This is a genomic window from Massilia sp. NP310, from assembly GCF_019443485.1.
GTDB classification, from domain to species: Bacteria; Pseudomonadota; Gammaproteobacteria; order Burkholderiales; family Burkholderiaceae_D; genus Telluria; species Telluria timonae.
Genome location: NZ_CP080379.1, coordinates 276191 through 296873 on the forward strand (window position 1 = coordinate 276191; position 20683 = coordinate 296873).

The 20683-nt window shown below is 65.5% G+C and carries 16 protein-coding genes and 1 tRNA gene; 10 read left to right on the plus strand and 7 right to left on the minus strand.

The features are described from left to right. Positions 1–42: 42 nt before the first annotated feature. Positions 43–1296, plus strand: coding sequence for an acetamidase/formamidase family protein (locus KY496_RS01275; RefSeq protein ID WP_005669561.1), 1254 nt, complete (start codon positions 43–45; stop codon positions 1294–1296). 28 nt (positions 1297–1324) lie between these two features. Here KY496_RS01275 and KY496_RS01280 read toward each other — a convergent pair whose 3' ends face one another. Then, positions 1325–3643 carry an arylsulfatase gene (locus tag KY496_RS01280; RefSeq protein ID WP_219863513.1) on the minus strand — a complete coding sequence of 773 codons (2319 nt, stop codon included), beginning with the start codon at positions 3641–3643 and terminating at the stop codon, positions 1325–1327. A 109-nt stretch (positions 3644–3752) separates the two neighbouring features. Further along, a complete protein-coding gene (locus KY496_RS01285; RefSeq protein WP_219863515.1) occupies positions 3753–4904 on the minus strand; it encodes a GNAT family N-acetyltransferase in 1152 nt (383 codons plus the stop codon). 64 nt (positions 4905–4968) lie between these two features. Here KY496_RS01285 and KY496_RS01290 point away from each other — a divergent pair, with 64 nt between their 5' ends. Both KY496_RS01290 and KY496_RS01295 read left to right on the plus strand, forming a co-directional pair. Further along, positions 4969–7017: an NAD(+) synthase gene (locus KY496_RS01290; protein WP_219863516.1), complete on the plus strand. Its 2049-nt coding sequence runs from the start codon at positions 4969–4971 to the stop codon at positions 7015–7017. Between the two features lie 26 nt (positions 7018–7043). Then, positions 7044–7382: a P-II family nitrogen regulator gene (locus KY496_RS01295; protein WP_005669566.1), complete on the plus strand. Its 339-nt coding sequence runs from the start codon at positions 7044–7046 to the stop codon at positions 7380–7382. Between the two features lie 48 nt (positions 7383–7430). Here KY496_RS01295 and KY496_RS01300 read toward each other — a convergent pair whose 3' ends face one another. Together KY496_RS01300 and KY496_RS01305 are read right to left on the minus strand one after the other, a co-directional pair. Beyond that, positions 7431–7892 carry a hypothetical protein gene (locus KY496_RS01300; RefSeq protein WP_143054610.1) on the minus strand — a complete coding sequence of 154 codons (462 nt, stop codon included), beginning with the start codon at positions 7890–7892 and terminating at the stop codon, positions 7431–7433. 195 nt (positions 7893–8087) lie between these two features. Then, on the minus strand, positions 8088–8693 hold the full coding sequence (locus KY496_RS01305; RefSeq protein WP_219863518.1) for a trimeric intracellular cation channel family protein: 606 nt from the start codon (positions 8691–8693) through the stop codon (positions 8088–8090). Positions 8694–8797: 104 nt separating this feature from the next. Here KY496_RS01305 and KY496_RS01310 point away from each other — a divergent pair, with 104 nt between their 5' ends. Then, on the plus strand, positions 8798–9838 hold the full coding sequence (locus tag KY496_RS01310) for a DUF1176 domain-containing protein (RefSeq protein ID WP_071363317.1): 1041 nt from the start codon (positions 8798–8800) through the stop codon (positions 9836–9838). Here the strand turns inward: KY496_RS01310 and KY496_RS01315 are convergent, their stop codons facing one another. From KY496_RS01315 to trxB, 3 genes are all read right to left on the minus strand, one after another. Next, positions 9839–12019 carry an ATP-binding protein gene (locus KY496_RS01315; RefSeq protein ID WP_219863520.1) on the minus strand — a complete coding sequence of 727 codons (2181 nt, stop codon included), beginning with the start codon at positions 12017–12019 and terminating at the stop codon, positions 9839–9841. Between the two features lie 163 nt (positions 12020–12182). Then, the gene (locus KY496_RS01320; RefSeq protein ID WP_005669573.1) at positions 12183–12860 is read right to left on the minus strand and encodes a Smr/MutS family protein; all 678 of its coding nucleotides are present in this window, start codon (positions 12858–12860) and stop codon (positions 12183–12185) included. 41 nt (positions 12861–12901) lie between these two features. Further along, positions 12902–13870 (minus strand): thioredoxin-disulfide reductase, encoded by a 969-nt coding sequence (gene trxB, locus KY496_RS01325; RefSeq protein ID WP_005669574.1) that lies wholly within the window; start codon positions 13868–13870, stop codon positions 12902–12904. A 216-nt stretch (positions 13871–14086) separates the two neighbouring features. On the opposite strand from trxB, the gene KY496_RS27340 reads away from it, so the two are divergent. The 6 genes from KY496_RS27340 to KY496_RS01355 all read left to right on the plus strand — a co-directional run bounded on the left by KY496_RS27340 (position 14087) and on the right by KY496_RS01355 (position 20624). Further along, on the plus strand, positions 14087–16543 hold the full coding sequence (locus KY496_RS27340; protein WP_219863521.1) for a DNA translocase FtsK: 2457 nt from the start codon (positions 14087–14089) through the stop codon (positions 16541–16543). A gap of 17 nt (positions 16544–16560) precedes the next feature. Further along, positions 16561–17199 (plus strand): outer membrane lipoprotein chaperone LolA, encoded by a 639-nt coding sequence (lolA, locus tag KY496_RS01335; protein ID WP_005669578.1) that lies wholly within the window; start codon positions 16561–16563, stop codon positions 17197–17199. An 87-nt stretch (positions 17200–17286) separates the two neighbouring features. Then, positions 17287–18609, plus strand: a complete 1323-nt coding sequence (locus KY496_RS01340; protein WP_005669579.1) for a replication-associated recombination protein A — start codon at positions 17287–17289, stop codon at positions 18607–18609. Positions 18610–18821: 212 nt separating this feature from the next. After that, entirely contained in the window at positions 18822–19001 is a 180-nt protein-coding gene (locus KY496_RS01345; RefSeq protein ID WP_071363313.1) for a hypothetical protein, read from the plus strand. Positions 19002–19128: 127 nt separating this feature from the next. After that, positions 19129–20424 (plus strand): serine--tRNA ligase, encoded by a 1296-nt coding sequence (gene serS, locus KY496_RS01350; protein WP_219863523.1) that lies wholly within the window; start codon positions 19129–19131, stop codon positions 20422–20424. 110 nt (positions 20425–20534) lie between these two features. Further along, positions 20535–20624 (plus strand) — tRNA-Ser (locus KY496_RS01355). Positions 20625–20683 lie beyond the last annotated feature (59 nt).

Sequence of the window (20683 nt, forward strand, 5' to 3'; positions counted from 1 at the left end):
GTTTAGCAGGTTCTTGCTAAACAGTTCTACTTTGGAGCCACCATGAAGTTTCGCACCACCTTCCTTCTGACCGCACTCGCCATCGCAGGCATGGCCCCGCTTGCCGCATCCGCACAAGCGGCCGATGCGGGCTTCCCCTTGCAACCGCTGGCCGACAAGCCCGGCCGCATCGTCCTGCCCGGCACGCAGCATGAGGTCTATTACGTGCCGTCGACCGTGGAAACGATCCAGTGGGGCTATCTGCCGAATGCGGCGACCAAGCCGGTGCTGTCGATTCCATCGGGCGCCACGATCGTGTTCGATACGCTGTCGCACGAGGGCCTGGTGGAAGACCAGGGCCGCGATCCGGTCAAGTATTTCGGCAGCAAGGGCATTCCGGCGAATATGGTGCTCAAGGACGCGGTCGCCATCACCGGCTCGAACATGGCCCATGATTTCTACAAGGACGGCCCGCACATCGTGACCGGACCGGTCGAGATCCAGGGCGCCGAACCGGGCGACGTGCTGAAGGTGGAACTGCTGTCGGCGGTGCCGCGCGTGCCGTATGGCGTCGTGTCGAACCGCCACGGCAAGGGCGCGCTGCCGGGCGAGTTCCCCGAGACGCCGAAGCCGCTGGCGAACGCCTCGGCGGCCAACCCGTCCGCCTACCACAACGTGTCGGTGTTCACCCCGATCCGCCGCGACAAGGACGGCAAATGGGAGGGCGTGATGAAGACCAAGGACGGCACCGAGGTGACGTTCCCGACCGCGCCGTTCATGGGCACGATGGGCGTGGCCGCGGCGACCACCGACAAGGTGCATTCGGTTCCGCCGGGTCTGCACGGCGGCAATATGGACATCAACGACCTGGGCGTCGGCACCACCGTCTACTTCCCGGTGCTGGTCAAGGGCGCCAACTTCTATACGGGCGACCCGCACATGGTGCAGGGCGACGGCGAAGTCGCGCTGACCGCGCTCGAGCATTCGCTGCGTCCGACCTTCCGCATCACCCTGCTCAAGAAGGGCGACGCCGACATTCCGTCGAGCTCCGGCAGCCTGACCCGTCCGATGGGCGAGACGCCGGAGCACTGGGTGACCATCGGCCTGAATCCCGACCTCGACGAAGCGATGAAGGACGCGGTGCGCGAATCGATCCGCTTCCTGACCGAGGTGCTGGGCATGGACCGCGCCACCGCCTTCGCCTACCTGAGCGCCGCCTCGGACTTCCAGGTGAGCCAGGTCGTCGACGGCACCAAGGGCGTGCACGGGATGATCCGCAAGTCGGACTTCATCAACGTCACCAACAAGCAGCGCTAAGCCGGGCTTCCCGGTCCGGCGAACGGGCTCAGTCGCGCGCCATGGCGGCGACCAGGTGCGTCTCGACGTCGACGTACAGGTCGGCGCCGACGTCGAACACGACCTTGTTGATCTTGCCGCCCGAGAATGCGAACTTGGGCCGGTAATCGTTCGACACGCCGTCGCCCGAATCGTAGCCGATGCACAGGCCCTCGCCGGTGATGGCGAAGTGGCCCGTCATCGTGCGGATCGGCGCTTCGGCCACGATCCGTTCGTCGACGTACAGGCGCGCCGGGCCATACGATTCCTTGTATTCGCCCATCCTCTCCTTGATGAACTCGACGCCGACCACGTGCTTGCCGGAGCGGGGCGCGTCGCCGACCAGGCGCTGCTCGGGAGGGATGCCGAGGAAGTTGTAGACATAGATGAGCTTACCGTTCTTGACGTACAGCGCATGCCCGCCGAAGCGTGAACCGTGGGCGAACAGGATGCCCTGGCTGTCGGCGGTGAACTCGACATCCGCCAGCACCTTGAACGAGACGCCGTGGGTATTGGCGGCGGAGTGTTCCGGCACGGTGCTGGTGCCCGGGTAATAGGCATACTGCCGGCTGGGCGGCACGGGCGGCTTGAATTCCATCTTGAGGATGCCCATGACGCCCAGGTCGGACAGCGGCAGCACATGGTATTTCTTCGCCTCGCTCATCCAGAGCGCGGCCATCTCCCCGACTTTTTCCGGGTGCTGGTCGGCCAGGTCGTGCGCTTCGGAGCGGTCTTCGTCCGTGTGGAAAAGCTGCCAGCGATCCTGGTCAAACTTGCCGATGTCGGTGAACGGGCCGTGTTCGGTGACCGCCTTCCAGCCCTGGTGCCAGATGCCGCGGGTGCCCAGCATCTCGTAATACTGGGTTTCCTTGTGTGTCGGAGCATCGACGTCATCGAATGAGTAGCGCATCGAGACGCCCGGCAGCGGCGTCTGCGGCACGCCGTCGACCGTGTCAGGCATCGTCACGCCGCAGCATTCGAGGATGGTCGGCACGATGTCGGTGCAGTGATGGTACTGGTGGCGCACCTCGCCGCGCGCGCGGATGCCCTTGGGCCAGCAGATGACGAGCGGGTCGGCGACGCCGCCCTGGTAGGAGTAGCGCTTGAACATCCGGAACGGGGTCGAGAATGCCGCCGCCCAGCCGGTCGGATAATGGTTGTAGGTCGCCGGGGTGCCCAGTTGGTCCAGCATCGCCAGGTTCTGGCCGATGTCGTCTGGGAAGCCGTTGGCGAACTTGCCCTCGTTGATCGAGCCGTTCGGCGATCCCTCGCCGGAAGCCCCGTTGTCCGCGCAATACATGACCAGGGTATTGTCGAGCTGTCCCGATTCCTCGAGGTAGTCGACGATGCGGCCGATCTGCACGTCGGTGTACTCGGACATGGCGGCGTACACTTCGGCCATGCGGCTGAACAGCGCTTGTTCGTCGGCGCTCAGCGTGTCCCACGGACGCACCGCGTCGAGCTGGCTGAACGTGTCTTCACGCATCGGGTTGAGCGGCGTGAGTGCGGTGCCCTGCGGCAGGATGCCCTTGTCGATCATGCGCGCGAGCGCCCATTCGCGATAGGCTTCGCAGCCGTCGTCGAACCGGCCCTTGTACTTGTCGATGTATTCCCTGGGCGCGTGGTGCGGCGCGTGGTTGGCGCCCGGGCAGAACCACAGGTACCAGGGCTTGTCCGGCTCGGTCTGGCGCGAGTCGCGGATGAATTCGAGCGCCTTGTCGGCCAGGTCCTTCGACAGGTGGTAGCCTTCCTCCGGCGAGTAGGGCGGCTCGACGTAGTGGTTGTCCTCGGCCAGGTCGGGATACCACTGGTTGGTTTCGCCGCCGATGAAGCCGTAGTAGCGGTCGTAGCCCATCGCCAGCGGCCAGCGCTTCTTGGACGCGCCCATGGTCCATTCGTCGACCGGCACGTTGTGGTTCTTGCCGACCCAGAAGGTGCTCCAGCCGGCCTCGCGCAGCACCGTGGCCATGGTGGCGCACTCCGGCGGCACGTGCGAGTGATAGCCGGGGAAGCCGCTGGCGGCCTCGGAAATCGTGGCGAAGCCGTTCTGGTGGTGGTTGCGTCCGGTCAGGAAGCACGAGCGCGTCGGCGAACACAGCGCCGTCGTATGCCATTGCGAGTACGTCAGACCGGCGTCGGCAAGGCGCTTGAGCGCCGGCATCTCGATGCGCCCGCCGAAGGGCTCCCATGCCGCCAGACCGGTGTCGTCGTACAGGATGACCAGCACGTTGGGCGCGCCCTGCGGCGCGCGCCGGGCCAGGAACGGTTCCCAGTCCGGCGTGGAGTCGCGCACGTCGAGTTCGATCACACCGTTGAATTCGGGGTTCATGTGGGCTCCTTTCGCGCTTCGTCCGCTGGCGAGGCATTTCCGCAGAATAGGCGCGCAGGGCGCGCGCCGCCATTGGACCTTCGCCGCACGCGGCCAGCGCGCTCGCCCGTCAGCGCGCCCGGAACGGATTGCGCTCGTTCAGCTCATCCATGTAGTCGTCGATCCCGTCCGCCTCGCGCTCCAGGAAGCGCTCGACCGCATCCGCGAACGACGGATGCGCCAGCCAGTGCGCCGACCAGGTGCGGGTGGGCAGGAAGCCGCGCGCCATCTTGTGCTCGCCCTGGGCGCCGCCCTCGAAGGTGGCGATGCCCTGCTCGATGCAGAATTCCAGCGGTTGATAGTAGGCCGTCTCGAAGTGCAGGCAAGCCACATGCTCGAGCGCGCCCCAGTAGCGTCCATACAGCGTGTCCGCGTCGTGGATCACCAGCGAGGCCGCGATCGCGCGGCCTTCCTTCTGCGCGATCACGAGCAGGATATTGTCGGGCATCGTTTCCCCGATGCGCAGGAAGAAATCCAGGTTGAGGTAGGGCGTTGAGTGGTGTTCGCGGTAGGTGTTGCGGTAACAGCGGTTGAACAGCATCCAATCCTCGCGCGTGGCGTCGACGCCGCGCACCCGGCGCAGCGTCACGCCGGCTTCGGCCACCTTGCGCCGCTCGGCGCGGATGTTCTTGCGCTTCTTCTGCTCGAGGGTGGCGAGAAAATCGTCGAAGCTGCGGTAGCCCCCGTTGAGCCAATGGAACTGCACGCCGCTGCGCAGCAGGAAGCCGGCGTCGCGCAGCTGTTGCGCCTCATCCTCGGGAGGGAACAGCACATGGGTCGACGAAACCTCGGTCGCCCGCTGGGTGGCGCACAACACGTCGACCAGGGCCGCGCGCGCATCGGCATCGCGCGCCATCAGGCGTGCGCCCGCCACCGGCGTGAACGGGATCGCGCTCAGGAGCTTGGGGTAATAGTCGAGCCCATGGCGCTGATAAGCGTCGGCCCAGGCCCAGTCGAACACGTATTCGCCATACGAGTGGCCCTTGACGTACAGGGGCAGGGCGGCGGCCAGCGCATCCTGCTCGTCGAACAGCAGCAGGAATTGCGGCTGCCAGCCGGTGTCGGGCGAGGCGCTGCCGGAGGCGTGCAGCGCATGCAGGAAGGCGTAGGAGAGAAACGGCGTCGGCGCCGCCTGGGCCTGGACCAGTGCGTCCCAGGAGGCCTGGCCTACTTCGGACAGATCGGAAACGATATGCGTGCGATAATTCAAAATTGCTTCCATTGACGAGGTGAGTGACGACAGGCACTGATGCAGCCTCGACCTGTCTCACTGCGAAGATCATTTTATGAACAGCCCATTCTTCAATCTCTATTCGCACCATTTCGCCCGCGTCGCGGTGGCCATCCCGCGCGTGCGGATCGCCGACCCGGCATACAACGCCCTGCAGACCATCCTGCTCGCGCGCCAGGCAGCAAGCCAGGGTGCGGCGCTGGTCGCCTTCCCCGAGCTCGGCCTGTCCGCCTATACCTGCGACGACCTGTTCCACCAGCGCGCGCTGCTCGATGCCTGCCTCGAGGGCCTGGCGGCCATCGTCGAGGAGTCAAGGACGCTGCCGCTGGCCATGGTCATCGGCATGCCGCTGCGGGTCAACCACATGCTGTTCAACTGCGGCGTGGTGGTCGCCAATGGCAAGGTGCAAGGCGTGGTGCCAAAGAGTTTCTTGCCTAATTATGGCGAGTTTTACGAATCCCGGCAGTTCACCCCCGCGGATTGCGCGGCGGTGGACCAGATCGACCTGTTCGGCGCGCTGGTGCCGTTCGGCCCGAACCTGCTGTTCGAGGTGGCCAACCTGCCGCTGCTGCGCTTCCACGTCGAGATCTGCGAGGACGTCTGGGTGCCGGTGCCGCCATCCTCGTTCGCGGCGATGGCCGGCGCCACGGTGCTGGTCAACCTGTCGGCCTCGAATGTCGTGGTGGGCAAGAGCGGCTACCGCCACCAGTTGGTCGGCCAGCAGTCGGCGCGCTGCATGGCGGCCTATCTGTACACCTCGGCCGGGCGCGGCGAATCGACCACCGACATGGCCTGGGACGGCCAGTCGCTGATCTACGAAAAAGGCGAGCTGCTGGCCGAGTCCGAGCGCTTCGCCGACGATTCGCACATCATCTACGCCGACGTGGACCTGGACCGCCTGTCGACCGAGCGCATGAAGGCGACCACCTTCGCCCAGTCGGTGCGGCGCCATGCCGCCGAGGTCGCGAACTTCCGCGTCATCGGCTTCGAGCTCCAGTTGCCGTTGGAGCGCACCCTGCCGTTGATGCGCACGATCGAGCGCTTCCCCTACGTGCCGGCCGACCGCGCGCGGCGCGACGAGCGCTGCACGGAGGTCTACAACATCCAGGTGCAGGCCCTGATCCAGCGCCTGTCCTCGAGCGGCATCCAGAAGGTGGTGATCGGCGTCTCGGGCGGGCTGGACTCGACCCATGCGCTGCTGGTGTGCGCGAAAGCCATGGACCGTCTCGGCCTGCCGCGCACGAACATCCTGGCCTATACGATGCCGGGCTTCGCCACCAGCGGCCGCACGCTCAGGCAGGCGCGCGACCTGATGGCGGCGGTGGGCTGCAGCGCGCAGGAGATCGACATCCGCCCGAGCTGCATCCAGATGCTGAAGGACCTCGGCCACCCTTATGTGGAGGGCAAGGCGGAGTACGACATCACGTTCGAGAACGTGCAGGCGGGCGAGCGCACCAACCACCTGTTCCGCCTGGCGAACTTCCACAATGGGATCGTGATCGGCACCGGCGACCTGTCCGAGCTGGCGCTGGGCTGGTGCACCTATGGCGTGGGCGACCATATGTCGCACTACAACGTCAACGCCAGCGTGCCCAAGACCCTGATCTCCTACCTGGTGCGCTGGGTGGCCGACACCGGCAGTGTGGTCGGCGACCGCGCGCAGGTGCTGCTCGACATCCTCGACACCGAGATCAGCCCCGAGCTGGTGCCCGGAGGAGAAAATGACGACAAGCCTGCGCAAAGCACGCAGGACCGGATCGGCCCCTACGAGCTGCAGGACTTCAACCTGTTCTACACACTGCGCTACGGCTACAAGCCGAGCAAGACGGCCTTCCTCGCGTATTCGGCCTGGCAGGACAGGGAGCTTGGGCGCTGGCCCGAGGAACTGGGCACGCGCAACCAGTATGACCTGGGCGCCATCAAGCGGAACCTGGGGATCTTCCTGTTCCGCTTCTTCAAGACCAGCCAGTTCAAGCGTTCCTGCGTGCCGAACGGGCCGAAGGTCGGCAACGGCGGCTCGCTGTCGCCGCGCGGCGACTGGCGCGCGCCGTCCGATTCCGAGGCCACCGTGTGGCTGGACGACCTGGCGAACATCCCCGATTAACCCTGGTATTTGAAAGGACCAACACCATGAAACAGATTACCTGCGTGATCAAGCCGTTCAAGCTCGACGAAGTGCGCGAAGCGCTGGCCGAGGTGAACGTGACCGGCCTGACCGTCACCGAAGTGAAGGGTTTCGGCCGCCAGAAGGGCCATACCGAGCTGTATCGCGGCGCCGAATACGTGGTCGACTTCCTGCCGAAGGTGAAGATCGAGGTGGTGGTGGACGATCCGATGGCAGAGCAGGTGGTCGACGCCATCATCAAGGCCGCGCGCACCGGCAAGATCGGCGACGGCAAAATTTTCGTGCAGAACGTGGAGCAGGTGATTCGTATTCGTACCGGCGAGACGGGCGCGGACGCGGTGTAAGCTGGCTGGTCGGCCGCGGACGGACAAGCGGTGCAGGGTGTCGCTTGTCTATCTGGTGCCGGTCGAGGGTTGGCGGGGGAGGGTAGTTGGTCCCGGCCACTTTTTACGAATGGCGTCGAAGAAGACACCGTTCCAGGCCAGGACGATCCTGTTCTTGTTCCTGATGTAGGCGTAGGCGCAACTCAGCTCCACGACGGTAACGGGATTGGGCAAGCGCAGTCTATCGTTGTTTGTACGCGCATTTTCCCGGAGCTCGATATTCGTTTCCACGCTCTCGGCAAGGAAGCTCGATTCGGAGCAAACCCGACTGCCGAGTTCGATCTTTTCCCTACTGATAATCAGGTCCTTGCCGATCAAGGACCTTGCCTGATCTTCGCCGACGGAGATAGTCGCATAATCTAGCACGGATTTTATTTCCCACTCTCCGATGATGCTGGTGTCTCTTCCTGGTTCGCGAATGTCGCTTGCCACAGCCGGAATCGTGGACAGCAGATTGATGAAGACGAGCAAGATCCGATGGAGGTGCCGTAGGGTGAAAGAGCGACTCATGATCGGTGTCGAGCCCTTGTTTGCTCGTCGCACGAGTTTCTTCCGTGCGGAACGGGGCGCGCGCTCCTCCTCATTGGCAGAGCGCGAATATAGCACTGTGGTATTGGTAGTGATTGAGCTGAATTAACTCACGTAACTACCCGGGCGGCAGTGTCGTCAACGTCCCATCCGCATATCGAACTTCCACGTCAGCAGCCTGAGCCCACTGATGAACAGGCAGCTCGACCACAGCGCGAAGTCGTGCGACATGCCGTATTTACCCATCAACAGGAACAGCCAGTTGCCGAGGAAGGCGCAGATCGCATACGGTTTGCCGTCGCGGAACACCATCGGCACTTCGTTGCAGACGATGTCGCGCAGCACGCCGCCGAAGATCCCGGTGATCACGCCCATCATCGAGGCGATGAAGATCGGCATCTCGGCCGCCAGCGCCGCCGAGGTCCCGGCGATCGAGAACAGTCCCAGTCCCACCGCGTCGGCCACCACGATCAGGCGTTCCGACACGATCTGGCGCAGCGTGCGGATCAGCGGCGAGGCCACCAGCGCCAGCACGAAGATCGCGATCGCATACTCCTGGTGGGTGACCCAGAACAGGGGACGCTTGTCGAGCAGGATGTCGCGCAGTGTGCCGCCGCCGAAAGCCGTGATGAAGGCGACCGTGAACACCCCGACCAGGTCCATGCGCTTGCGTCGCGCCTCGATGAAGCCGGAAAACGCGCCGACCAGGATCGCCATGATTTCGATGAACTTGATGAGGGTCATGCAGCAGCAGGAAGCGGGAAGTGTTGTTAGACTACCATGCGCCCGCAGAGTTACGTAAGGTAAATCTGCGCCCCTGCCAACGACGACAGAAAGACGCTTCGCGCATGCGCCTCGCCTTGATCCCGATGGCGGCCCTGGCCGCCGCCAACTGCGCCATGCCGCTGCATGCGGCCGGCCTGCCGCAACTGTCCTTCCAGCACCACGACTGGGAACTCGTCTGCGACAATACCCGCACCTGCCGCGCCGCCGGTTACCACGCGGAGGACGGCCGCCATCCTCCGCTGTCCGTCCTGCTCGAACGCAGGTCCGGCCCGGGCGCGCCATTCGTCGGCAGGTTGCGGCTCGGCGAGGCCGATGACGGCATCGACCTGCCCGCGACGCTGGCGATGCAGGTCGACGGCCGCGCGCTCGGCACGGTCGAGCTCAAAGGCGACGAGTCGATCGGCAGCCTGAGCGCCTCCCAGACCGAGGCGCTGCTGCGCGCGGTGGCTGGCAGCGGCAAGGTCGCCTGGCGCGCGGGCGGACGCACCTGGAGCTTGTCGGGCAAGGGCGCGTCGGCGGTCCTGCTCAAGATGGATGAATTCCAGGGGCGTCTGGGCACGCCGGGCGCGGCCATGCGCAAGGGCGGCAGGCCGGAACGCGATGTATTGCCGCCGCTGCCGGCGCCGGTCGTCACGGCGGCGCCGGTCCCGGCTGGCGAACTGGCGCCGCCAGGCAAGGAAGACGAACGGATCCTGCTGGCGACGTTGCGCAAGACCGCCGGCAATGAGGACTGTGGCGACCTCGAGGCAATCGCCACCGGCGTGAGCAAGTTCGCTTACGCGCCGCTCACGTCGACGACGATGCTGGTCTCGGCGCGCTGCTGGCGCGGCGCCTACAACGAAGGGCACGGCTACTGGGTCGCCAATCGCAAGCCACCGTTCTCCCCGCAACTGGTGACGCAATCGGGCACCGACTACGACAAGGGCGTCATCGGCGCGGCGCACAAGGGGCGCGGCATCGGCGACTGCTGGGGCCACGACGAATGGGTGTGGGACGGCCGGCGTTTCGTGCACACGGCGTCAAGCACGACCGGCATGTGCCGTGGCATCGCCGCTGGTGGCGGCTGGACCTTGCCGACGCTGGTCAAGGAGGTGCGGCGCTGATCAGGCGCCGGCCAGCGGCAGGCGCAGGGTAAATACCACCCGTCCGTCCTCGTGGCGGTAGGCGATCTCGCCGCTGTGCTCGCGCACGATCTGCTGCGCGATGTACAGCCCCAGGCCCATGCCGGTGCGGTTGCGCGGATTGTTCAGCGAGGCGCGCTTGAAGGGATTGAACAGCGTCGCCACCGTCTCGGGCGGGAGCGGCGCGCCCGCATTGCTCACCGCGACCGAGGCTTCGCCATCGCGCGCCCTCAGGCAGACGGTCACCGGCTTGCCCGGCTCGCCATGGTGGCGCGCATTGCTCAGCAGGTTGGACAGCACCTGCGCCAGGCGGCCGCTGTCGGCGTTCACCGTCGCGGCGTCGTCGCAGATCAGGTCGAGCGGGATCGTGGGATAGGCCAGGCGCGCCTCGTCCATCAGGTCGACCAGCAGGGCCTTGAGGTCGACCGGCTCGAGCGTCACGCCCAGGCCCATGCCGCGGTCGATGCGGCTCATGTCCAGCACCTGGCTGATCATGCGCTGCATGCGGTTGGTCGACGACTGGATGCGCTTGGCCAGCGTGGGCTGGTTGCCGCTGCCGGCGGAGCCGGTGCGTTCGAGCACCATGCCGGCCATATTGATCGAATGGAGCGGGTCGCGCAGGTCGTGGCCGAGCATGGCCAGCAGCTGCGCGCGCGTGGCCTCGGTCTGCGAGCGGTGCGCATTCACCGCGCGCACCAGTTCGGCCAGGGTCAGGCGCGCATTGGCAAGCACGTTCGTTTCCCATGGATGGGCGCAGCCGCGCACGGTCTCGTGCCAGGCGTCGAACGAGCCGCGCGGCGTCAGGCGCTCGCCCAGCGGGCCGAGCGCCACGATCTTGTCGGGGCGGCCGCCCCAGGCCACGGTGTCGATCTGTTCGACGCGCAACATGATGCACCAACCCTGGCCCAGCGGATCGAAGGGCAGGGCCAGCATGCCGGCCCATTTGCCGAGCCGCTCCCGCAGCGCCGGCGCCCAATCGGCCACCATTTCGCGCACCACCAGGTCGTGCTCGTTCTCGGGCAGCGAATCGACGATGGCCCGCGCCAGCTCCTCCGGCAGCTCGCCGTAGGCGGCGATCTTGCCGTGCTGGGTGGCGATCATCGCCTGCGATCCGGATGCCGCCATCAGCGCGCCGGCGTGCCGGCCCAGGGCGTCGAGCGGATCGTCGTCGAGCAGCAGCGATTCGACCAGGGCCGTGCGCACCCGGGCCGACTGCTCGGCCAGCGTCGCGTCCTCGCGCGCTTCGATGCTGTGGATGGTCGAGGCCATCACCTGGGCCAGCACGTCGGCCGCCATGCGCACCGCATAGGGCACCAGCTTGGGCGACATGTGATGACAGGCGATCAGGCCCCACAGGCGGCCGTTGATCACGATCGACACGCTCATCGACGCGCGCACATGCATGTTCTTGAGGTACTCGACGTGCACCGGCGACACGCTGCGCAGCACCGCGAAGCTCATGTCGAGCGGCGCGGCGCCCGGCGCGCCGTGCAGCGGCACCGCGTTGTAGTCCATGTCGGCGATCACGCGCAGGGTGTTGAGCGTGTACAGGCGGCGCGCCTGGGCGGGGATATCCCCGGCAGGGTATCGTTGGCCGAGATACGGCACCAGGTCGTCGCGCCGGCTCTCGGCCACCACGTCGCCGCTGTCGTCGGGGCGGAAACGGTAGGCCATCACGCGGTCGAAACCGGTGAATTCGCGCACCTGCTGGACGGCGGATGCGAGCAGGGCGTCGATGGTCTTCTGGCGGCGCAGGCGGTCGATCAGGCCATGCGCCTTGATGGCGAAGCGCGACACTTCCTCGCTCGACGTCTCGCGCAGCTCGAATTCGGCGAGGATGCGCCCGTGCTGCGCGTGCACAACGCAGTCGTATTCAGCCTCGCCGATGGTGAGGCCGGCGGCCAGCGGCGCGGCGTCTTCGTCGTCGCGCGCGGCGATGCAGTCGGCGATCGCTTCGACCGCCGCCTGCGGCAGCGCCAGCGCGGTATACGACGCGCCCAGCTGGGGGACGACACCGAGCAAGGCCGGAACGTTCCCGCTCCAGCCTTCGAGCTGACCATCATCCTGGAAGAACAGCAGCGCGCCGTGCGGCTGGATCGAGCCGGGAATATGGATAGGCTCGTCAGCACAGGATGACAGGTCGACCTGCCGTCCATGTTCCATTGGAACTGCTTGCGTTGCCTTCAATACACATCCCCTTTGTCGATCGGCCGGCATGTCCGGCGTCGAGGCATTCTACAATTAACGGACGAGTTCTGGACAAATTGCAACTGTGAAACGGCTGATTGTCACACGAGCCGGTCGCCAGCGTCTATCTGGCGCAACATCAATCGTGCAGGGCAGGGCGCAGCAGGGCGATCAGGGCGCCATGGCCGCCGTCGGTGCGGCCGGCGGCGCAGAAGGCGATGACTTCGTTTTTCTGCACCAGCCAGCTGTGCACGATGCTGCGCAGCACCGGCTCGCCCTTGGGCGAACCGTAGCCGATGCCGTGGATGATGCGCACGCAGCGCACCCCGCGCCGATTGGCGCGGTGCAGGAAATCGGTGAGGGCGTCGCGCGCGCCGTCGCGGGTCAGGCCGTGCAGGTCGAGTTCGTCCTGGATCGGCCAGTGGCGCTTGCGCAGCTTTTTCACGACGTCGGGGCCGACGCCGTCGCGCGCATAGCTCATGGACGGGTCTTCGTCGAGCATGCCCTCGACGTCGAACAGGTCCGACAGTTCATCCGACATCGAGGCGCGCAGCACGTCCGCCGTTTCTTCCTCGGGGGAGAGTTGCGCGCGCGCCCGAGCGGCGCTGGGCGCCACGTACACCGGGCGGTGCACGTAGCGGTCGGATTCGGGCAGCTTGTGCACTCCTTCCATCGACGTACGGAATTCGACCGCCCGCTCGCGCGCGATGCGCTCGCGCTTCTCGCGTTCGGCCTGCTCGATGGCGCGCACGCGCTCTTCTTCCTTGAGCCGGTCGCGCAAGCCTTTCAGCTCGCCGAAATCCTTCATGCCCGCCATCGCTTTGCTACCTTCTTGTTGCGTTGATTACTTAACGTCGCTTATTTGGGATCGTCCTCCAGCGCTTCCAGGTAGCGCTGGGCATCGAGCGCGGCCATGCAGCCGGTGCCCGAGCTGGTGATCGCCTGGCGATAGATGTGATCCTGCACGTCGCCGGCGGCGAACACGCCCGGCACGCTGGTCGCCGTCGCCATGCCTTCCAGGCCCGACTTGGTCACCAGGTAGCCGCCGCTGTGCATCTCGAGCTGGCCTTCGAAGATGCCGGTGTTCGGCTTGTGGCCGATCGCCACGAACAGGCCGTGCACGTTCAGTTCCTTGGTGGCGCCGTCGACCGCCGACTTCAGGCGCAGCGAGGTCACGCCGCTCTGGTCGCCCAGGACTTCGTCCAGGGTCTGGTTCAGCTCCAGCACGATCTTGCCTTCGCTGACTTTGTGCATCAGGCGGTCGACCAGGATCGGCTCGGCGCGGAACTTGTCGCGGCGGTGGATCAGGGTGACTTTCGAGGCGATGCCGGCCAGGTACAGGGCTTCCTCGACCGCGGTATTGCCGCCGCCGATGACCGCGACTTCCTGGTTGCGGTAGAAGAAACCGTCGCAGGTGGCGCAGGCCGACACGCCGCGGCCCATGAAGGCCTGTTCCGACGGCAGGCCCAGGTACTGGGCCGAGGCGCCGGTGGCGATGATCAGGGCGTCGCAGGTGAAGGTGTGGCTGTCGCCCACCAGGCGAATCGGCTTTTCGTTCAAATAGGTCGTGTGGATGTGGTCGAACACGATCTCGGTGTTGAAGCGCTCGGCATGCTGCAGCAGGCGCTGCATCAGTTCCGGACCTTGCACGCCCAGCGGATCGCCCGGCCAGTTCTCGACGTCGGTGGTGGTCATCAGCTGGCCGCCCTGTTCGACGCCGGTCACCAGCATCGGCTTCAGGTTGGCGCGGGCGGCGTACACCGCGGCGCTGTAGCCGGCCGGACCGGAACCGAGGATGAGGACTTTGGCGTGTTTGGTAGTAGTCATGGCGGCGCTCTTTGCTTCACGTGGTTGTTATATGGACACACGGCAATTGGGGGCGGCCTGACAGGAATCAAGGGCCACCAGGGTCTGCCAGAGGGTGTCCGAAGAGCGCCGATTATAGTCGATCATGCAGATGTGCATGAATCGTAGGGGCAACACGGCCGTATATCGCTTAGAATGGGCGGATCGTCGATAGTACTTACTTCCGCAGTACCTGTAATGAGCAAGAATAGCCAAGCCAGCACCTCCGGATACACCCGCACCCAGGCCAGCGCCGCCGCCCGCCGTCCGCTGCCGGGCCGCCTCGCGCGCCTGCTGTCCGAGGCGCGCTGGATCGCCGGCGCCGTCGCCTTCCTGTATTTCGTCCTGATCCTGCTCAGCTACAGCAAGCTCGATCCCGGCTGGTCGCACGCCAACGTCGTGCCGCGCATCGCCAACCTGGGCGGGCGCGCCGGCGCCTGGTTGTCCGACCTGTTGCTGTTCATATTCGGTTTCTCGGCCTGGTGGTGGGGCGTGATCTTCCTGCGCCAGGTCTGGCGCGGCTGGCGCCGGCTCACCGACAAGCTCGGCGCCAAGGTGGAGGAACCGCACCACGGCGAGATGTACGTGCGCTGGATCGGCTTCGCCCTGATGTTCGCCGGCAGCGTCGGCCTGGAATACCTGCGCATGTGGTCGTGGGACGTCGAGCTGCCGCGCGCCCCGGGCGGAGTGCTGGGCCAGCTGATCGGCCACGCCAGTCACGTCGCCTTCGGCTCGACCGGCGCGACCCTGCTCCTGCTGCTGCTGTTCTTCCTGGGCTTTTCGCTGTTCTTCCAGGTGTCGTGGCTGAACGTGGCCGAGCGCATCGGCGCCGTGTTCGATGGCACCATCGACTGGTTCCGCCTGCGCATGGAAGACATCGAGGACCGCCGCCACGGCGAAGCCGCCGCCGTCAAGCGCGACGAAGTGGTGGTCAACGAGCGCGCCAAGTTCACCGAAAAGCATGCGGACAAGCCGATCCCGGTCGTGAAGACCGAGCCGTCGCTGGAGATCACGCCGCCGGCGCCAAAGCCGGCTGCTGCTCCAGCGCCGCTGGCATCGGCCCAGGCGGTGGCGCCCACCATCAAGATCGAGCCGCAGATGGTCAGCGTGCCGAAATCCGAGCGCGCCGAGAAGGAGCGCCAGTCGCCGCTGTTCCAGGACATCAACGGCGACACCGGCCTGCCGCCGCTGGCCCTGCTGGACGATGCGCCGGCGGCGCAAGAGACGGTGGCGGTCGAGACGCTGGAATTCACCAGCCGCCTGATCGAGAAGAAGCTGTCCGACTTCGGCGTCGAAGCCAAGGTCGTGGCCGCCTATCCGGGCCCGGTCGTCACTCGCTACGAGATCGAGCCGGCCACCGGCGTCAAGGGCAGCCAGATCGTCAACCTGGCGCGCGACCTGGCGCGTTCGCTGTCGCTGACCTCGATCCGCGTGGTCGAGACCATCCCCGGCAAGAACTATATGGCCCTCGAATTGCCGAATCCGAAGCGGCAGATCGTGCGCCTGACCGAGATCCTCGGTTCCAAGGTGTATGGCGATAGCGCCTCGAGCCTGACCGTGGCCCTGGGCAAGGACATCGCCGGCAAGCCGGTGGTGGCCGACCTGGCCAAGATGCCGCACCTGCTGGTGGCGGGCACGACCGGTTCGGGTAAATCGGTTGGCATCAACGCCACCATCCTGTCGCTGCTGTATAAAGCCGATCCGGCCGATGTGCGCCTGATCCTGATCGACCCGAAGATGCTGGAGATGTCGGTCTACGAAGGTATTCCGCACCTGCTGGCGCCGGTGGTGACCGATATGCGCCAGGCCGGCCACGCGCTGAACTGGGCGGTCAACGAAATGGAACGCCGCTACAAGCTCATGAGCAAGCTGGGCGTGCGTAACCTGGCCGGCTACAACGGCAAGATCCTCGACGCCGCCAAGCGCGAGGAACACATCCCGAACCCGTTCTCGATCACGCCGGACGCGCCCGAGCCGCTGGAAAAACTGCCGACCATCGTCATCATCATCGACGAACTGGCCGACCTGATGATGGTCGTCGGCAAGAAGGTGGAAGAGCTGATCGCGCGTATTGCCCAGAAGGCGCGCGCTGCCGGCATCCACCTGATTCTCGCGACCCAGCGCCCGTCGGTCGACGTGATCACCGGCCTGATCAAGGCCAACATTCCGACCCGCATCGCGTTCCAGGTCTCGTCCAAGATCGACTCGCGCACGATTCTCGACCAGATGGGCGCCGAGACCTTGCTGGGCATGGGCGACATGCTCTATATGCCGCCCGGCACCGGCCTGCCGATCCGCGTGCACGGCGCCTTCGTGTCGGACGACGAAGTGCATCGAGTTGTAAAACATCTGCAGGAGCAGGGCGAACCCAATTATATTGAAGGCATCCTCGAAGGCGGCACCCTGGAAGAAGGGGGCGCCGACGGCGCGGTGGCGGGCGAGGGCGGCGGCGAATCCGACGCCATGTACGACCAGGCGGTGCAGGTCGTGCTCAAGAACCGCAAGGCCTCGATCTCGCTGGTGCAGCGTCACCTGCGCATCGGCTACAACCGGGCCGCCCGCCTGATCGAGCAAATGGAGCAGAACGGCATGGTGTCGCCGATGCAGTCGAACGGCAACCGCGACATCCTGGTGCCGACTGCAAGCGCCGAATAACAATAAAGGAACGCTGAATGCAATCAATGACCAAATTCACTTTTGCCGCGCTGGTGGCTGCGAGCGCCTTCGCTTTGCCGGGCCTGGCGAGCGCCGCCGCCCTCGACCAGTTCAAATCCTTCGTCGCCTCGACCCAGTCGGCCAAGGGCGAATTCACCCAGCAGCAGCTGGGCAAATCGAAGAGCGGCAAGGCCACGCCGGCCTCGAGCGGCAGCTTCGTGTTCGCCCGCCCCGGCAAGTTCATCTGGACCTACCAGAAGCCCTACGAGCAGGTGCTGCAGGCCGACGGCGAAACCCTGTACATCTACGACAAGGACCTGAACCAGGTCACCACCCGCAAGCTCGGCAATGCGCTGGGCAGCTCGCCGGCCGCGATCCTGTTCGGCAGCAACAAGCTGGAAGAGAACTTCACGCTGAGCGAAGCCGGCGCGCGCGACGGCATGGAGTGGCTGAACGCGGTGCCGAAGGCCAAGGACACTTCGTTCGAGCAGATCAGCATCGGCCTCAAGGGCGGCGTGCCGATGGCGATGGAATTGAAGGATACCTTCGGCCAGACTTCGCGCCTGACCTTCACCAATTTCCAGCGCAACCCGCAACTGGGTGCGCAGCAGTTCAAGTTCACGGCGCCGCAGGGCGCCGACGTCGTGAACCAGTAAGCCATCAACGGGGCGTGCGCGCCGCGCGGCCCCGTCGTGCATCGGATACACTACGCCCCATGCACAACCATTCGCCTATCCGCATCCATGGCCACGGATGACCTGTTCAAGACCGAGCCGGCCGCGCCGCTGGCCGAAGCCCTGCGTCCGCGCACCATCGACGAGGTGGTCGGCCAGAGCCACCTGCTGGGCCCGGGCAAGCCGCTGAACCTGGTCTTCAAGTCCGGCAAGCCGCATTCGATGATCCTGTGGGGCCCGCCGGGCGTGGGCAAGACCACGCTGGCGCGCCTGACCGCCTACGCCTTCGACTGCGAATTCATCGCGCTGTCGGCGGTCCTGTCGGGCGTCAAGGACATCCGCGCGGCGATCGAGCAGGCCGAGCAGTACCTGGCCCGCGGCAAGCACACGATCCTGTTCATCGACGAGATCCACCGCTTCAATAAATCGCAGCAGGACGCCTTGCTGCCGTTCGTGGAAAGCGGCCTGGTGACACTGATCGGTGCCACCACCGAGAACCCGTCGTTCGAAGTCAATTCGGCGCTGCTGTCGCGCTCGCAGGTCTACGTGCTCAAGGCATTGACCGACGCCGAGATGCGCCAGCTGCTGGCGCGCGCCCGCGAACAGGCCCTGCAGCACCTGGAATTCGACGAACTGGCGATCGACACCCTGGTCGGCTATGCCGACGGCGATGCGCGCCGCTTCCTGAACCTGCTCGAGCAGACCAGCACCTCGGCCAATACCGCCGGCACCAACCGCATCACCGCCGAGTTCGTCGAGAACGCGCTGACGCTCAATGCGCGCCGCTTCGACAAGGGCGGTGACAATTTCTACGACCAGATCTCGGCCCTGCACAAATCGGTGCGCGGCTCGCACCCCGATGCCGCCCTGTACTGGCTGTGCCGGATGCTCGACGGCGGCGCCGACGCCAAGTACCTGTCGCGCCGCATCGTGCGCATGGCCTGGGAAGACATCGGCATCGCCGATCCGCGCGCGATCCAGTTGGCCAACGACGCCGCCGCGACCTACGAGCGGCTCGGTTCGCCCGAAGGCGAGCTGGCGCTGGGCCAGGCCGTGGTCTACCTGGCGGTCGCATCCAAGAGCAATGCCGGCTACAACGCCTTCAATGCGGCGATGGCCTTCGTGCGCAAGGACAAGTCGCGCGAGGTGCCGGTCCACTTGCGCAATGCGCCGACCAAGCTCATGAAAGAGCTGGGCTACGGTCACGAGTACCGCTATGCGCATGACGAGCCGAACGCGTATGCGGCCGGCGAAACCTATCTGCCGGATGGAATGCCCGAGCCGGGCTGGTACCAGCCGGTGCCGCGCGGGATCGAATCGAAGATCGCCGAAAAGCTGGCATGGCTGCGCAGCCTCGACGACGAGGCGCGCGCGAACGGGGACGGTTCGTAGCCTTGTTCATGGCGCCGCTGGGTACGGCGCCTGTCCTTCTTCCTTCAACGGCGCGCAACGCGCCGGCATTGCGCGCCTGGTCCCGCATTGCTGCATTCTGCGCCGCGTTTCATGCGCTTCGTCGCAAGTCGATGGCGATTCCAGGGGCTGGTGGCTAAAGTACCACCATCGCAAAGCAATTCGCGAATCACCCAACCCCTGAAGGAGCCATCATGAACATCCGTAAAAACTTCGAAGCCCTGTTCCTCGCCGTCGCCGCCCTTGGCCTGGTCGTCAGCTTCGCCACCGCCAACGAGCGTCCGGTCGAGATCGCCGAAAGCACCGTGCCTGCCATCGACATGGCCAGCATCCAGACCGTGATCGTCAGCGCGCCGCGCCTGGCAGTCCGCTGAAACCGGCGCAAGCCGGTTTCAGGGGCGGCTTGACGAGGCCCCGGCAGCATGGTTGCCGAATCTCGCAAATAATGTTGGTCGGCTTGGTACAATTGTGTTTTCGATACACAGCCCAGTCCAACCAGACATGATTGACATCCAACTTCTCCGCAAAGACATCGACAACGTCGCCGCCCGCCTGGCGACCCGCAAGTACCAGCTCGATGTGGCCAGTTTCAATGCGCTGGAGGCCGAACGCAAGGCGATCCAGACGCGCACCGAAGAACTGCAGGGCAAGCGCAATTCGCTGTCGAAGCAGATCGGCATGCTGAAGGGCAAAGGCGAAGACACGACGGCCGTGATGGCCGAGGTCGCCGGACTGGGCGACGAGCTCAAGGCCAACGAAGTGGCGCTGGGCGAGGTCCAGGCCAAGCTGGCGAGCTTCATTGCCGCGCTGCCCAACCTGCCGCACGAGAGCACCCCGGAAGGCAAGGACGAAAGCGCCAACCTCGAAGTGCGCAAGGTCGGCACGCCGACGGCGTTCGACTTCGAGGTGCGCGACCACGTCGACATCGGCGAGCGCCTGGGCCTGGACTTCGAGACCGCGACCAAGGTCACCGGCTCGCGCTTCTCGATGATGAAGGGCGGCATGGCACGTCTGCACCGCGCGCTGGCGCAGTTCATGCTCGACACCCACACCGGCCAGCACGGCTATCTTGAATGCTACACCCCGTACATGGTCAACGCCGATTCGCTGCGCGGCACCGGCCAGCTGCCGAAGTTCGAGGCCGACCTGTTCTCGGTGAAGAAGGGCGGCGCGGAAGGCGAGGGCGAGAACTTCTACCTGATCCCGACCTCGGAAGTCTCGCTGACCAACGTCGTGCGCGACGAGATCGTGGCGCTGGACGAACTGCCGATCAAGATGACCGCGCACACCCCGTGCTTCCGTTCCGAAGCCGGCAGCTATGGCCGCGACACCCGCGGCATGATCCGCCAGCACCAGTTCGACAAGGTCGAGCTGGTCCAGGTGGTGCATCCGGAGCAGTCGTACGCGGCGCTGGAAGAGATGGTCGGCCAGGCCGAATTCATCCTGACCTCGCTCGGCCTGCCATACCGCGTGATGCAGCTGTGCACCGGCGACATGGGCTTCTCGGCCGCCAAGACCTACGACCTCGAGGTATGGCTGCCGGCGCAGAACACCTACCGCGAGATCTCGTCGCTGTCGAACTGCGAAGCCTTCCAGGCGCGCCGCATGCAGGCCCGCTTCCGCAATGCGGCCGGCAAGCCGGAACTGGTGCATACCCTGAACGGCTCGGGCCTGGCCGTGGGGCGCACCCTGGTGGCGGTGCTGGAGAACTACCAGCAGGCCGACGGCAGCGTCGTCATTCCTGAAGTGCTGCGTCCGTATATGGGCGGGCTGGAGCGCCTGGCGCCGGCTGCCTGAATGCTGGCGGAGGGGAATCGTGCTTGCATGCACATTTTCCCCTTCCATTTTTCTTGAATGCGTCTATAATGGCGGTCTCTTGCAGCCCACTGCAAGGATCGACCAAAGCCGGAGAGGTGGCAGAGTGGTCGAATGTACCTGACTCGAAATCAGGCGTACGGGTGACCGTACCGTGGGTTCGAATCCCACCCTCTCCGCCAAGTATCATGAAAACAGCCACCGCGAGGTGGCTTTTTTCATTTCCGAGGTTGATTCGCGC

What these genes read in the sequence shown, in the direction of transcription:
- KY496_RS01275 (WP_005669561.1), top strand. Translation starts at nt 43, where the DNA reads ATGAAGTTTCGCACCACCTTCCTTCTGACCGCACTCGCCATCGCAGGC.
- KY496_RS01280 (WP_219863513.1), bottom strand. Translation starts at nt 3,643, where the DNA reads ATGAACCCCGAATTCAACGGTGTGATCGAACTCGACGTGCGCGACTCC.
- KY496_RS01285 (WP_219863515.1), bottom strand. Translation starts at nt 4,904, where the DNA reads ATGGAAGCAATTTTGAATTATCGCACGCATATCGTTTCCGATCTGTCC.
- KY496_RS01290 (WP_219863516.1), top strand. Translation starts at nt 4,969, where the DNA reads ATGAACAGCCCATTCTTCAATCTCTATTCGCACCATTTCGCCCGCGTC.
- KY496_RS01295 (WP_005669566.1), top strand. Translation starts at nt 7,044, where the DNA reads ATGAAACAGATTACCTGCGTGATCAAGCCGTTCAAGCTCGACGAAGTG.
- KY496_RS01305 (WP_219863518.1), bottom strand. Translation starts at nt 8,693, where the DNA reads ATGACCCTCATCAAGTTCATCGAAATCATGGCGATCCTGGTCGGCGCG.
- KY496_RS01310 (WP_071363317.1), top strand. Translation starts at nt 8,798, where the DNA reads ATGCGCCTCGCCTTGATCCCGATGGCGGCCCTGGCCGCCGCCAACTGC.
- KY496_RS01315 (WP_219863520.1), bottom strand. Translation starts at nt 12,019, where the DNA reads ATGGAACATGGACGGCAGGTCGACCTGTCATCCTGTGCTGACGAGCCT.
- KY496_RS01320 (WP_005669573.1), bottom strand. Translation starts at nt 12,860, where the DNA reads ATGGCGGGCATGAAGGATTTCGGCGAGCTGAAAGGCTTGCGCGACCGG.
- trxB (WP_005669574.1), bottom strand. Translation starts at nt 13,870, where the DNA reads ATGACTACTACCAAACACGCCAAAGTCCTCATCCTCGGTTCCGGTCCG.
- KY496_RS27340 (WP_219863521.1), top strand. Translation starts at nt 14,087, where the DNA reads ATGAGCAAGAATAGCCAAGCCAGCACCTCCGGATACACCCGCACCCAG.
- lolA (WP_005669578.1), top strand. Translation starts at nt 16,561, where the DNA reads ATGCAATCAATGACCAAATTCACTTTTGCCGCGCTGGTGGCTGCGAGC.
- KY496_RS01340 (WP_005669579.1), top strand. Translation starts at nt 17,287, where the DNA reads ATGGCCACGGATGACCTGTTCAAGACCGAGCCGGCCGCGCCGCTGGCC.
- KY496_RS01345 (WP_071363313.1), top strand. Translation starts at nt 18,822, where the DNA reads ATGAACATCCGTAAAAACTTCGAAGCCCTGTTCCTCGCCGTCGCCGCC.
- serS (WP_219863523.1), top strand. Translation starts at nt 19,129, where the DNA reads ATGATTGACATCCAACTTCTCCGCAAAGACATCGACAACGTCGCCGCC.